This is a genomic window from Sphingomonas sp. PP-F2F-A104-K0414 (genome assembly GCF_004340945.1).
Lineage (GTDB): Bacteria > Pseudomonadota > Alphaproteobacteria > Sphingomonadales > Sphingomonadaceae > Sphingomonas.
Genome location: NZ_SLYD01000001.1, coordinates 457,271 through 470,449, shown reverse-complemented (window position 1 = coordinate 470,449; position 13,179 = coordinate 457,271). Strand labels below are relative to the sequence as shown.

General features: G+C 61.8%; 12 protein-coding genes and 1 pseudogene. 8 read left to right on the top strand and 5 right to left on the bottom strand.

The window, feature by feature from the left end:
- Positions 1-236: 236 nt before the first annotated feature.
- Positions 237-596, bottom strand: a complete 360-nt coding sequence (locus C8J46_RS01925) for a hypothetical protein (RefSeq protein ID WP_132734534.1) — start codon at positions 594-596, stop codon at positions 237-239.
- A 658-nt stretch (positions 597-1,254) separates the two neighbouring features.
- Positions 1,255-1,695, bottom strand: a complete 441-nt coding sequence (locus C8J46_RS01920) for a helix-turn-helix domain-containing protein (protein ID WP_132734532.1) — start codon at positions 1,693-1,695, stop codon at positions 1,255-1,257.
- A gap of 85 nt (positions 1,696-1,780) precedes the next feature.
- Between C8J46_RS01920 and C8J46_RS01915 the strand changes: the two genes are divergently transcribed.
- Together C8J46_RS01915 and C8J46_RS01910 are read left to right on the top strand one after the other, a co-directional pair.
- Entirely contained in the window at positions 1,781-2,701 is a 921-nt protein-coding gene (locus C8J46_RS01915; RefSeq protein ID WP_132734530.1) for an aromatic alcohol reductase, read from the top strand.
- 1 nt (position 2,702) lies between these two features.
- Positions 2,703-3,206, top strand: a complete 504-nt coding sequence (locus C8J46_RS01910) for an ester cyclase (protein WP_165886433.1) — start codon at positions 2,703-2,705, stop codon at positions 3,204-3,206.
- A gap of 80 nt (positions 3,207-3,286) precedes the next feature.
- On the opposite strand, the gene C8J46_RS01905 is transcribed toward C8J46_RS01910, so the two are convergent.
- Positions 3,287-3,898 (bottom strand): NAD(P)H-dependent oxidoreductase, encoded by a 612-nt coding sequence (locus C8J46_RS01905; RefSeq protein ID WP_132734526.1) that lies wholly within the window; start codon positions 3,896-3,898, stop codon positions 3,287-3,289.
- Positions 3,895-4,902 carry an NAD(P)-dependent oxidoreductase gene (locus C8J46_RS01900; RefSeq protein WP_132734524.1) on the bottom strand — a complete coding sequence of 336 codons (1,008 nt, stop codon included), beginning with the start codon at positions 4,900-4,902 and terminating at the stop codon, positions 3,895-3,897. The genes C8J46_RS01905 and C8J46_RS01900 overlap by 4 nt, the downstream gene beginning before the upstream one ends.
- Before the next feature lie 86 nt (positions 4,903-4,988).
- On the opposite strand from C8J46_RS01900, the gene C8J46_RS01895 reads away from it, so the two are divergent.
- From C8J46_RS01895 to C8J46_RS20660, 6 genes and pseudogenes are all read left to right on the top strand, one after another.
- Complete coding sequence (locus tag C8J46_RS01895) at positions 4,989-5,588, top strand: TetR/AcrR family transcriptional regulator (RefSeq protein ID WP_207894061.1); 600 nt, start codon at positions 4,989-4,991, stop codon at positions 5,586-5,588.
- 247 nt (positions 5,589-5,835) lie between these two features.
- Positions 5,836-5,997: a 30S ribosomal protein S9 gene (rpsI, locus tag C8J46_RS21370; protein ID WP_279388885.1), complete on the top strand. Its 162-nt coding sequence runs from the start codon at positions 5,836-5,838 to the stop codon at positions 5,995-5,997.
- A gap of 249 nt (positions 5,998-6,246) precedes the next feature.
- Positions 6,247-7,227, top strand: coding sequence for a hypothetical protein (locus C8J46_RS01885; protein WP_132734521.1), 981 nt, complete (start codon positions 6,247-6,249; stop codon positions 7,225-7,227).
- A gap of 140 nt (positions 7,228-7,367) precedes the next feature.
- Positions 7,368-7,549, top strand: a pseudogene (locus C8J46_RS01880) (cysteine--tRNA ligase); the annotation flags it as partial.
- Between the two features lie 463 nt (positions 7,550-8,012).
- Positions 8,013-11,483, top strand: coding sequence for a DUF3857 domain-containing protein (locus tag C8J46_RS01875; RefSeq protein ID WP_165886432.1), 3,471 nt, complete (start codon positions 8,013-8,015; stop codon positions 11,481-11,483).
- Between the two features lie 210 nt (positions 11,484-11,693).
- The gene (locus tag C8J46_RS20660; protein WP_165886431.1) at positions 11,694-11,918 is read left to right on the top strand and encodes a hypothetical protein; all 225 of its coding nucleotides are present in this window, start codon (positions 11,694-11,696) and stop codon (positions 11,916-11,918) included.
- Between the two features lie 73 nt (positions 11,919-11,991).
- Here the strand turns inward: C8J46_RS20660 and C8J46_RS01870 are convergent, their stop codons facing one another.
- A complete protein-coding gene (locus tag C8J46_RS01870) occupies positions 11,992-13,107 on the bottom strand; it encodes a helix-turn-helix transcriptional regulator (RefSeq protein WP_165886430.1) in 1,116 nt (371 codons plus the stop codon).
- Positions 13,108-13,179 lie beyond the last annotated feature (72 nt).

The window sequence follows — 13,179 nt, the reverse complement described above, 5'->3', positions numbered from 1 at the left end:
AGGAGCAGCGTCGATGCTGCCCCACTGACCAGAGCCCCGGTGATGGATCACTCGGGGCGGTCGGGGCGACTCAACCCCCGCATTCGCGTGCCAACCCTGTCGCTCTGGGGCGCAACGAAGTCGAATGGAATGTGCAGCGTCAGAGCGCTACCGCGACATTCTGGTGGTTAGCGGTCTGACCGCTTTCGGCTACAGCGAGCGGTAAACCGCCGTTCATTCACCCTCGGTGATCACAGCTATCGGTCGGCTCGCGCGGCAAACCGCTCGCCGGGCGTCACCCGCTGCACGTTCGGCGTTCCACGTCCACGATAGACCCGTTGGTCGAGCCACTCGGTCTCTTCCGCGACGTCCACAAAGCCGACTTCGCGCGACCAGAACCGTCGATCGGAATTCCATCGGTAGCCGTGCGCTTTCAACACGTCCTTCGCATCGAAAGGAGCCCCGACCGCGTCTATTCGAAAACTATCCAGCATGCAGCGTTCCAACGGATGCGAAAGGATTGTACGTTCGTCCGTCGCGATCGTTTCAAGCAGGCTGGTGAGCGCCGAGACGTCGTTGCTGGCGCGGTGCCCGACGAAGAATCGGCCGCTCTGCATGACCAGATGCGCGAGTGAGCGGCCCTCGAATCCGAGCGCCGGCCAATCCAGCTGTGTGAGGCTACGCTGCAGGTCATGACTGTCACGAGCGTGTGGCGTCTGGAGCCTTTGGCGGCGTAGCTGGTGACGACCGGGCCCAGATGCGAAGCTGGAAGATATTCCGAACAACCGTCGGTGGAGATGCCGGCCTCCCGCAAGGCGCGGTCTTCTACCGCAAACCAAAGCGCCTCCTCGAAGCTGTGCCGCCCCCCTTGCATTCGGATCATTCCTCCGGGCAGCGCCCAAAGTCCCTCGAACTCGTAGCCCCTGCATAGTACCGGGGCCTTTCGGACGGCTGCAAAGCAATCGTCCCGCCGGGCGTAAAGGACGCTGCCCACGCGCCATGCCGCCTCTGGCGACGTCCCGAAGAAGCCGTCGTCCAAACTTACGCACGATGCCAGAAAGGTCCGATAATCCGTCAAGGCGTTCCCTCGCGCTGCTCAAGACGGATGGCGATCCGGTCTCCCGAGACCGGCCATTCGTCAAGCGCGATCTTTCCCGTTTCTCCGTCTCCGACAGTCCATTTCGGGAAAGAGAAATCGGGAACAGATTTTGGGAAACGGGGTGCCCCGGACGGCTCTGGCCGTGATCGCCAAGGCGACTGTCCCGCTATGGGTTCCTAATTGGGAAGGCTTCGGGCTTCCGCAGGATCGTAAGCAACTGGTCCATCATGGTCGAACCGTGTGCGTGCTGCCCTGAACTCCGAGGCATTGTCGATGATCCAGCTCCAAAGCGGCATCATCCCTACGAGCAAGCCCCGTCCCATGGGCGTCAGCGTGTAATCGACCCGTGGCGGCACCTCCCCGTAGTCGCGGCGGAGAATGAGCCCATCGCGTTCCAAGTGACGCAAGGATCGGGTCAACATGCGCTGCGTGACGCCTTCAAGCCGTCGCGCCAGTTCGGCGTGGCGTAGCGTACCGGCGACCCCCAAAGCATGGACGATGCCGAGCGACCATCGGTTGCCGGCATGGGCCAGCACTTCCCGCTTCAACCCGTCATCATCGTCGCTAAGCGCGTCGCAGGCTGCTTGCGAGCGGGCAATCACCGCATCGAAGTCCAAGTCATTAAACGGTATCACGCGTGTACCTTCTTCTTCATCCCGACCGTGCGCCTCATTTTGCCATCAGGATCATAAGGAGCACCTGATGCCAGAAACAAAAAACCCTGCCGCCACTACCCTTGTCATCGGCGCGGGAGAACTGGGACTGGCCGTCATCAACGGCCTGTTGGAGCAGAACCCGGAAGGCGCCGGATCGATCAGCGTCCTCCTGCGGCCAGCCGCCGATGCAGCCGGAGAGCAGGTCGACCGCCAGTTGCAGGACAAAGGACTCCAAATCGTTCGCGGCGATCTTGCGACGGAAACGGTCGATGGCCTTGCCGCCATCTTCGCCCCGTTCCATACGGTTATCTGCTGCACGGGGTTCGTTGGCGGCCCCGGCACGCAACGCAAGATAACCAAGGCCGTCCTGCAAGCCGGCGTGGAACGCTATGTGCCTTGGCAGTTCGGTGTCGATTACGACGTGGTCGGGCATGGCAGCGGACAACCGGTGTTCGATGGGCAGGCGGACGTGCGCGACATACTGCGCGGGCAATCCGCCACGGAATGGGTCATCGTCTCGACGGGCATGTTCACCAGCTTCCTGTTCGAGCCGGCCTTCGGTCTGGTCGATCTCGAACGCTCCAAGGTTCATGCGCTCGGTAGTTGGGACAACCGCCTGACCGTGACCACCTCGGACGATATTGGACGGCTCACCGCCGCGATCCTCGCGCATGAACCGCGCATCCGGGATGAGGTGGTGTACGTCGCAGGGGATACGTTCTCCTACGCCCAACTTGCCGACATGGTTGAAGGGCATTTGGGTCGCGATGCGGAACGGGTGTTGTGGGACATGGATCGGCTGCGGTCCGAAGTCGCGTCACATCCGGACGATGGGATGCGAAAGTACCGTCTTGCCTTTGCCCGCGACACCGGCGTCGCGTGGAACAAGGAGCAGACCTTCAATGCCGCGCAAGGCATTGAGGTCGTGGACGTGCCGGCGTGGCTCGATCAGCGGAAGGCCGCTTGATATGGCCGCCTTGTTGCCTGCCGATCCTTCGCGGCTACACGATGCTGCGGCGGTGGCCTTCGCGCGTCCTGATGTGCTGGTCAGCTCCGATGACGGTGCCGCTTCCATGCTCGCGGAACTCGCCGCGACCTATTACGGCTTCTGGAACAACGGCAGCACAGCACTATTCGAGGCGACCGTTTCCCCTGGCTACACAGATCGCACTTTGCCTGCCGGTCGGCAGCAAGGCCCGTCAGGTCTGGCCGATGCCGGGGCGGCCTTCTTCACGGCGTTCCCCGATGGCCGGGTGAAGGTTCTCCAACAGATGCTGGTTAGGGATCGTATCGTCAGCCATCTTCGCGTCACGGGCACTTTCACGGGAAGCCGCAGAGGCAGGGAAGGGGCCGGTCAGGCGATAGACTATCTGGCGACCGACATCATGCGGGTCGCTGACGGGCTGATTGTCGAAAATTGGCATGTCGAGGATCACGAGACGCTGCACCGGCAGCTCGCCGTCTCGGCATAACATTCCCGCAACACGGGTTTTGGGAGAGCTGAGGCTTTCCCATTTCTCGATCCCGATCGGGAAACGACAGGGCAGACCGCTCACGGTGACAAGCGCCTGATGATCGACTGTGCCGCCGTGAGAGGAAGGGACGCCGAGTCCGCCCGATCCATCGTCATCAGTTCCGAGGTGACGACCGGCGCCCCGCAGAAATCGAAGATGCCGTGCTCGATCTGGGTTTGCATGGCCTGACGATAGCCCCGCTTCGCGTAGGTCGCGCTGTCGGCTCCACCCAGTGCGATCAGGTGCACCTTCAACCGACCAAGTTTCTTGACGATGCCCTGCTCGGCATCCTCCGCGAAGGCCCATCCGGAAACGAACACCCGATCGATCCAGCCCTTAAGCAAAGCCGGCATCGACCACCAATAGACCGGATAGACCAGGACCAGATGATCGGCCCCGTCGATCCGTCGCTGCTCCTTCAGCACGTCATCCGGCATGGGGTCGCCGGCTGCGTAGGCTGCATGGTCGGCCGGGCCGAAAACCGGATCGAACCTCTCGGCTGCAAGGTCAGCGACCTCGGCCGTGTGGCCAAGGGCCTCGAGCGCTTCAACGACCGCAGCGGTGACAGAGCGAGTGAGCGAAGTCGCGGCCGGATGTGCCATGACCAGCACGACGTGCGCACGGCGGGACTCCTGTCTCTGGACGCTCATGCGACAGCAAGCGTCATAAGTTGTCCGCCCTCCTGCTCGAGGCGGCCAAGATAAGCGGCGTGGTTGATGATTTGGTACGGGAAGAACAGCCCCGCCGGCGTTGCGGGCTTGCCATCCAGTCCGACGAGACGCTCAAGCAGCATGCTAACGCCAAGTGCCGTCAACGGCGCCGCTCCGCCAGGATGGAAGACGGCGTGGCGGCTACGCAAAGGCGCATCCTGCGCGTCGACGCCGGTCAGTTCGATGATGATCTCGGTCGATTTCGCGCCGCCTGCGCGGCGGCTTGAGCTGACACCTGTGCCAATGGCGAACATGACATCGCGCGCGCCGGTCACCGCCGCGAGCCCCGCAATGTCGATGGACGAGAAGCCGGACGCCTTGATGGCGGTGCCATCGATGGCCCGGAAGGTAGAGCCCGCAGCATCTCCGTCACGCCAGACGAACGCACCACCCGTTCGTGCCAGAACAGAAGGCATGACCGCGGCAAGGCGTTCGAAATCCTCCGCGACTGCTGGGCCGCCCTGATCCTCCTCATCCACCAGCGCGCCGATCCTGATGCTTTCGACGCGGGCAAAGGACTTGGCACATGTGAGCGTCGCGATGGTGGTGGCACCGACCAGCCATTCGTAGCCAAGCACCATCGCGGCGGCATCGGGGCGCTGCATATGGATCGCGATCTCAGGTGCGATCTCGTAGATTCCGGACGAGATGCTGAGGTGCGCGATCCCGCGCGCATGAGCGTACCTCAACGCCGAAAGCTGATCGTCCGCATAGAAGACCGCCACTGCGCTGGTTTGCCGATCGCCAAGGCCAAGATGGTCGCTGCGCGGGTCGATGACCACCGCTTCCGCGTTGCCCAGGGCGCTCGCAACATGCTCCGCCTTGGGCTTGCTCCTCCCGCCGATCAGCAAAGGAACATCGGGGTATCGAGACCGCAGGGAGCGAGCAGTGCGCTGGCCGATTTCGCCCGCGCCGCCAATGAGTAAAATTGGGAGGAAAGACATTGACCCATCTCCTGTTTGAGCCGAGAACCTACTAACTGTAGGTTGCAATACCTACTATTAGTAGGTTTGGCAAGCAGGCGTTGATGATGTCCCATGAAAACGATGTTTCTCCGCTGCGTGGCGGCAGGCTTTCGAAAGCGGATCGGCATAGTCAGCTGCTGGGTTCGGCTCTTGAGGTCATCCGCAAGGAAGGTGCCGATCGCCTGACCCTTGGCCATCTTGCGACCCGTGCGGGCGTGTCGAAGCCAGTGGTCTATGATCATTTCGGCACACGATCCGGCTTGCTGATCGAGTTGTATCGATGGATCGATACCGAACGCATCGAGGCGTTCCGTCAGGCCATGGCCGCCGCTCCCAAGGACCGCAACAAGACGATAGCGTCGCTCGCGGATGCCTATATCCGCTGTGCGGCCGATCTGACGGGCGAGTTTCACATCGTTGGCGCCGCCCTGGCCGGAAGCCCGGAAAAGGCAGCGGTCTATGAAGAGCTGCTCGGCCAGTCCGTCGCGATGTTCGTGTCTGTCCTTCGCCCGTTCAGCGAACTGTCGGAAGAAGCCGCCACACGCCTGTGCACGGGCCTCGTCGGTGCAGGCGAAGCTCTGTCATCGGCAATTGTAAGGGGTAAGATGACAGAAGCCGATGCCATAGCGACGTTCGTGAATATCATCAGGGGTTCCCTGGCATAACCGCATCCGGATCAGCTTTCCCGAAACTCCATCCCTCGTGAGAAAGCCGGATCGGGCCAGAACGCCCACAACAGGACATTCAGGCTGATGATCGGGGCTTCTGATAACGGCCATTCGTTAAGCACGGTCTTTTCCGTTTCTCCGTCCGCGAAAGGCCATTTCGGGAAAGAGGAATTGGGGACTGATTTTGGGAGAGGGTGTGCCCCGGACGGCTCTCAGCGCGAACGCCCAAGCAACCTTCCCGCTAATGGTTCCTTGTGAGTTCCGTGGTCATATTCGTGCCGAACGTAGCTTCGCTAAGGACGTCGCCCATGACCGATTGTTCCTGACCAGCGACAGCCGCACCGTCGAGCGTAAGAAGTACGGCAAGGCGAAGGCCCGTCGCAGCTTCCAGTTCTCTAAGCGCTAAACGACCTTTCAGTATCGCGTACGAAATGGGGCGGTCCGGCAACGGGCCGCCCTTTTCCGTTCGGGGCTGGCACGCGGCCAGTCCCGAACGTTATTGGCGACGGTGGCGCGCGCATCATTCTGATTGCAGGAAATAATATTGATCGCATTTCGATGTATCTTCAAAGACCACGTTGACGGCTGCGATGAATTATCGAATTATATTTTTGTAAAAGTCGCGAATTAGTATCGATGTTCGGGGGTTAGTGTAATGCGTAAGCTGTTGTCCGGGGTTGCCGCGTGCAGCCTGATCGTCCTGATGTCCGGCTGCGGTAGCGACGACGGTTCGGCTACGACGCCGCCGATCACGACGGTCCCCGGTGCCACGCCGACGCCGACGCCGACGCCGGCACCGACGCCGGCTCCAACGCCAGCGCCGACCCCTACGCCGACGCCTGCCTCTTATGTCTCCCCTTGCGATTTCACGCGCAGCCAAGCGGTAAACCTGCTGTTTGGCGCCGAGGTGCAGGCGAAACCCACGTTCCCCTCGCCCAGCACCTATCGGTACGCGTCCGCGTCGGCTGCACTCGTGGATCTCGGAACGACCTCGTCATTCCAGCTCGATGCCGCAACCCGCAACGTTAGTTTGGTACGCAACGGCTCGACAATCGCCTCATTCACAGGGGCGCAGCGCAATATCCCGGAACCCGGTGACGAAGGTATCGCCTATAGCGCAGGCGCTAATCTTTTCGGATTTGGCTGCATTCCGTCCAGCCTCGCCCTCGCCTATACGGTGACGGCGGTGTACGCGGTCAATCTGGACCCGGTACCGCCTGCTGCGGATACGTCCGGTCTGATCCTGGTCGGCGGTACACCGACGGTATCGTTGAGTGAGCTGTCGACCGGCAGCTACGGCTCATTGGTTTCGCTCAGCATTCTGACGACCGGCTCCGACAATCCGGAAGACTCGACCGACGCCCGGAGCATCACCACCGTCACCTTCGACCTCGCGAGCGGCGTGCTGAAGGGGACCCTGACCGGGGTGGGCGATAAGACCTATACCGTGAATTTTACAGCCACGCTGATACCCGGAACGACGCGGTTCCAGGGCGTCGTGACGACCGCAAGCGGGGCGACCGGCAAGCTGAGCGGCGGGTTCTTCGGTCCGGGTGGCAGGGAATATGGCTTCACCCTAGCGGTCGACGACGGCACGGCGCACATCACCGGCGTAGGCTTGGGTAAAAGAAGCTAGACTGACACAGCATCACGGTTGCGGGATCTGCGCGGCGGCTTCGCCTTCGCACGGTCCGGCGCCGGAACGATATGCCGCGTCGGTTCGCGTGAGTAGCGCTCTCTCGCCCCTTTGCCCCGCACCCGGGTAAGGCTCGCGGTATGACCCGTGCTCGCCTTACGCTCTACAACAGCCTCTCCCGCCAAATCGAGCGCTTCATGCCGATCGATCCGGGCAATGTCGGCATCTATTCCTTTGAGCCGATGGTCTACAATCACGCGCATATCGGCAATTTGCGCGCCTACGTCTTCACGCCACGCTGTCGCGCGTGCTGACGTGGAAATCCTCGAAAGCAGCCCGTCCGCGTTCCTTCCCAGTTACGACGTTCATGCCGAAAAATCCGACTTAGATAGGCGTTAGCGTGGAAATGACGAAGTGTCTGACGTTGGGAAGCGGAGAAGGGCGCGCGAATGTTCGGGTATGGGGCCAGTTTGTCAGTGAGGCATGCGGTCTCGGGGCGTTACGGCGCGACGATTGCGGCAATCAGCGTCGCGAGGCCGTTATGGCGTTGCCGTAAGCGGCGACTGGTCCCAGACGATTTGCATCCGGCGCCTTTCGCAGCTGCATTGCAAGCTTGGCCGGCGTCTAGGGAATAGCGCCGTCTCGGTATGGCGGGACTGTGGAATGAACTTGTAAGCGACAGGTCGACATCATAGCACACGGTATCAGCGGGGGCTAAAATAGACGTGGGCACATTTTTCAGGTCGCGTTTTGCGAGTATACTCGCCGTGCTGGTCTCCAGCGGTGTGGCGTCTACTGTCTATGCTGGCGTCGACAGCAGTGACCCGGCGGCCGGTCCGATCAACCAACGGCCTACCAAGCTTGCCGCAACCAAGGCTGGCACTGCCACACCTATTGTCGCTGTCGAAGCCAGGGCCGGGTGGGTCCGCGATCGCGCTATTCCCGAAGCCACCGCCGCCCGCGTCGAACAGGCACAGAACGGCATTGCCTACCTGCTGACGGACGAGCAATACCGGACTAGGGCTGATGGGCATGACGACTGGTTCAGATCGTCCAGCAAGATCACCAACCGGAGCGGGCTTGAGTCCGCCGGGCAGATTGACTTAGCCTATAATCCGAGTTTCGAGAGCATCGAGCTCAATTTCATCCACCTGATCCGCGACGGCAAGGTTATCGACCTGACCCGCGAGACGCAGTTCCGCGTCGTGGAGCGTGAGAGTGAACTCGACGACGGCATCGTCAGCGGTACGCTCAAGGCGATCGGCAACCTGCATGACGTCCGGGTCGGCGACATCGTCGACTACGCGACGACCGTGCATACCAGCACGCGCCTGTGGCCGAACCACGCCTTCTATCATTTCTCGCAGCGTTATTCGGATCCGCTGGCGATGCGTGCGGTACGCCTCGTCTGGCCGGCGGGAATGACGCCGACCTACAAGCCGATCAACAGCGATATCGCATTCTCGATCAGCAAGTCTGCGGATGGTACCGAGTGGGAATGGATCGCGCAGGATCCGCCGGCCACGCGCGGAGAGGACGCCGTTCCTGCCACCGCCTTCCAATGGGGACGCGTCGACGTATCGACGATGAAGGAATGGTCGGAAGTGGCCCGCTGGGCGAGCGGACTATATCAGGGCGACGAAAGCCTGCCCGCCGATTTCGAGGCGCGTCTGAATGTGATCGCCGCGGCTTGGTCCAAGACGGGCGATCGGCTGACCGAGGCGATGCGCTATGTTCAGGACAATATCCGCTATGTCGGCGAGGAACTGGGCGAGGGCTCCTACGTCCCGCGTCGTCCCAAGACCGTGATCGAGCGTGGCTATGGCGACTGCAAGGACAAGAGCCTGTTGCTCGCGGTCGCCTTGGGGCGCCTGGGCATCGACGCTGTACCGGCGCTCGTTACTACTCGGGCCGGCGAGCGCCTGCCCGAACGATTGCCCTCGGCGCTTGAGTTCGATCATGTGATCGTGCGGGCGGTGATCGACGGCAAGCCGATCTGGGTCGATGCTACTGGTGCGCATCGCGGCGGTCGCGGTGTTAAAATCACACCATCAAACCTTGGCTATGCCTTGCCGATCCGCGTCGGTCAGAGTGCACTCGAACGGCTCGACGGCGTCGGCGAGCATAGCGGCCGCATGACCGTGCTCGAACGATTCACGATAGACGAAGCGGCTCCCGTTGCGCTGACCCTGCGGGTCGAGACGCGCTTCACCGATGCGCGTGCTGATACGACGCGCTCAAGCTGGGCCGCCAGTTCGCCACGGAAGCTCGCTGATGGCAATCTCGACTTCTACCGCCAGCGCTTTCCCGGCCTGGTCGAGAGCAAGCCGTTGGAACTCGGTGACGATCGCGACGGCAACGTGCTGACGATGGTCGAGAGCTACACGCTGCCGCACGGGGCGTTCGTCAAGGCGGGCCTCGGTACGAAGCTGGTGACGCGCGCTTACGCGGTGCAGGGCATCCTGCCCGACCGGCAAGCCAATCCCCGCGTCCAGCCGTTAGCGCTGAACGATCACATTGTGAACGATCAGACTATCGAGTTGCACGTCACCGATCGCGTGCTCGATGGCTTGGCCGATATCGATACGAAAGCCGGTCCGGCCGCGTTTTCACGCCAGACGAGCAAGCTGCCCGATGGGCTCCGCATCACCTACCGGATGACCACCGGAGATCGTTCCGAAGTAACGGCCGCTGACGCAGAATCGATTTACGCGCTGTCGGACCAGATCAAGGACGAGGTCGGCATCGAGTTCCATTTCGACAAGGCTCCGCGTTCATCGGCGACCCCGGTGGGTATCGACGTCGTGAGCTGGACGGCGATCAAGGCAGATATGGAGAAGGTCGTCGCGCTCATCCAGAAGGAGGACCAGCCATCCAGGCTGGAAGCGCTGTCATTGCTCGCCGATGCGTCTGCGAAGGTCGTGCATCCTTCGCCGGCTGCCGGCATGATCGACGGTATCAAGGGCGCGGTCCTGGCCGAGTTGCGGCGACCCCAGGTTACATTGGCTGCATTGCGGTCGGCTACCCAGCAATATGATGGCAATCCAACGGTATATCGTTTGTGGATCGGGTACGAACTCGATCTCGGTACGGGCGAGACGGTGGCGCAGGCGATGCGGCGGACCAGTAAGGTCCAGCCGACGGTCATCGCCACGCTCGATCCGCAATATACCCGTCTCGCGATGCAAAAGGCGCAGGCGCTGGCGCCCGAGAAGCGCGAAGCGGTCCGCGGCGATATCTGCATCGCGCTGGCCCAAAGTGGCTGGCAGCAGGCGCCGCGGACCTCGTTCGGCAATGCGATGCTCGGCTGTGCGATCACCGCGCATAGCCTGCGCGGCGAATTGACGGAGGCCCGCGCGCTTCTCGCCAAGGCTCCCTCGACCGATACGCTGGTGACGCTGGCGATCGATCGACGTCACCGCGCGTTGTGGCCCGACGTCGACCGGTTCGGTCAGGATGGTTTTCGCAAGAGCTTGGAACAGGAATCCGCGCGCGCGACGGCCGCAGTTGCTGCGGCGCCCGGGAATTACGAAACGGTAATGACCCGGATGCAAACTTTGCGCGCGCTGGGCCGGTTCGAGGAGGCGTTGATCGCGGGCAAGGCGCTCGCCGGCGACAAGGCGAAGGTCGAGGTCGCAGGCACTGACGGGTTCTGGCTGGTCAATGAATATGCCTACAACCTACGTGCGATCGGACGGATGGATGATGCGATCGCGGCGATAGACACAGTGCTGTCCCTTGGCACTGATCGTTACCCTGAACTCGTATCGATGGCGATCAACCGCGCCGAGATGCTGATCGCCGCAGGCCGCTACCAGGCCGGGCTCGACAGTCTGGCCGAGCTCGAAAAGCACCCCGAGCTAGTCAGCGCCTATGGGATGACGTGGATCTGGGCCAACCAGGCCTGTGGGATGCGCGGGCTCGGTCGGTTGGATGAGGCCGAGGCTAGGGAGGTCAAACTCGCAGCCAAGCCCTCCGACAATTGGAGCGCGGCCACCGCGGCTGCCACATGCCGGAACGACATCCAGGCGATCGCCGACCTACTCATCGCCCGCATGCGCGACGACGACGCGCGATCCGCCGCGATGGGGTTGTTCATCGGCTTCGCCGCGCCCGAGGCGCGCACGCCGTTAGAAACTCTCCGTCGCGATGCTTTGGCGCGCGCGCGCACCATGCCGGCCGTGCAGGCGGAATTCGTAAGATATGGCCGGACTGTCCGCTACGCCGGAACGACCCAGGGCTGGAGCGATTATTGAACGTCCGAACGTGACTAAGCGTTCGAACGGGCTTGGGGTCTGATATGGATCGCTTATGTGTTGGCGCGCTCCGGAGGCATCTGGCAAATCCGAATTGTTGCACGTGACAGCGCGATCCAGACAGCGACGATCTAGCGAGATAGAATATTCAAGATCGTCCGCATCACGATGGCGATTTCGGTACTTGAACTTGGCTAGCCGAAATAGATGATGATTTTTATGGAAGGCAAAAGGCTGGTTGCGCCCCTGCTGGTAAACCTCGCCAGGCATGGACGAATGTCCGCAGGTGCCAGACAAAAGGCCAATCTGAATGACGGAAAATGGGTCGTCGCTGCACAGGAAAAACGGCCGCTTTCTCCCATCCAAAACCGTGGCAGCGCTCACTCAGCAGTCCGCTATCTCAGGCGATTGAGCGAGGTCACGGGGCAGTTGTAAGACGTGACCTCGCTCCCGCGGTGTGAACGTTTGCGTCATGGAGGCAGCTCTCCGGTCCGCCACTTTTGCAGGATCAGGGAAGCGGTGTGCTCGGCGGAGCGATGAACCCTCCGGCCATTCGTCCGTTCGCATCGAGGAAAGCAGACATCAATACTCCACCGTTGGCGAAAACCAGATTGTAGACGTCGTCCCCCATTCTGCCCTTCCCCCGATACGTGATCGACTTCAACTCGCCCATGGATTTGAACATGGGTTGTGACATCGGCATATCACTGCGCACCAGATCGCCGAATTTCGGGGCAAGCTTGTCATAGTCCGGGGAGCCGCTCGCCAGACCAGCGACAAGGCGCCTTACTGCAGCTTCAGTGCCAGGTGATGGCGCCGCCGAGGAAGGAATGCGGTTGCCTGGTTGCAGTATGCCGCCCGCCATTCTGCCCTCGGCATCGAGCGTGGCCGACATCAGGACCTCACCGTTGGTGAAGACAAGGTTGTAGATGTCATCGTTCTTCATGCCGCGTGAGCGAAACGTCATAGATTTGAGCTCGCCGAGGGCCTTGAACATGGGGTGGGTCATGGGCAGGTCGCGGCGAACGACCTCAGCGAACCCAGGCGAAAGTTTTTCGTAATTAGGTGAGCCGCTCGCGAGACCGGCGACAAGCTGCCGCAGCACAGCTTCGGTGCCTGGTATTGGCGCTGCGGTCGCTGACGTTGCCGACGCCACATCGGCAACGGCGGGTGGAAATGCCTGTTGGCCGCCAGGGCCAGAGGCCTGGAGCCAGACGATGAGGGCGGCTGCCGCGACTAAAATCATGAGGATCGCTCCTGAGATCACGTAGATGGAGGGGCGCTGCTCACCCCGCGTGATCGACGGGTGCGGAATGGCGGCGGGAACCTCCTCAACGATCGTGCCGGTTCCGGAAAGGCCGGACGCTTGGGGTACCAAGCGGTTGGACTGGTCAACTGCTGCCACCAGCTTTGCCGCCTCAAGCGAGGACGACACCCCCAGCTTGGCTCGCGCCATCTTAAGGCGCTTTTCGACAGCGTGAGGAGAGACGCCCAGATCCAGCGCCATCTCCTTGGCCGTCTGATGATCCAGACAACGCTTCAAGCACTCCCGCTCACCTGTCGTCAGGCGCAAGATCGCGGCCCGCATGCTGTCGTCCATCTTGTCTGTCTTCATGCCGGCCATGGTAGCGCCTAAGGAAAAAGTACCAACCATGGCGTCTGGTACCGCTCTAGTACTCTGACTGGGTACCAGCCC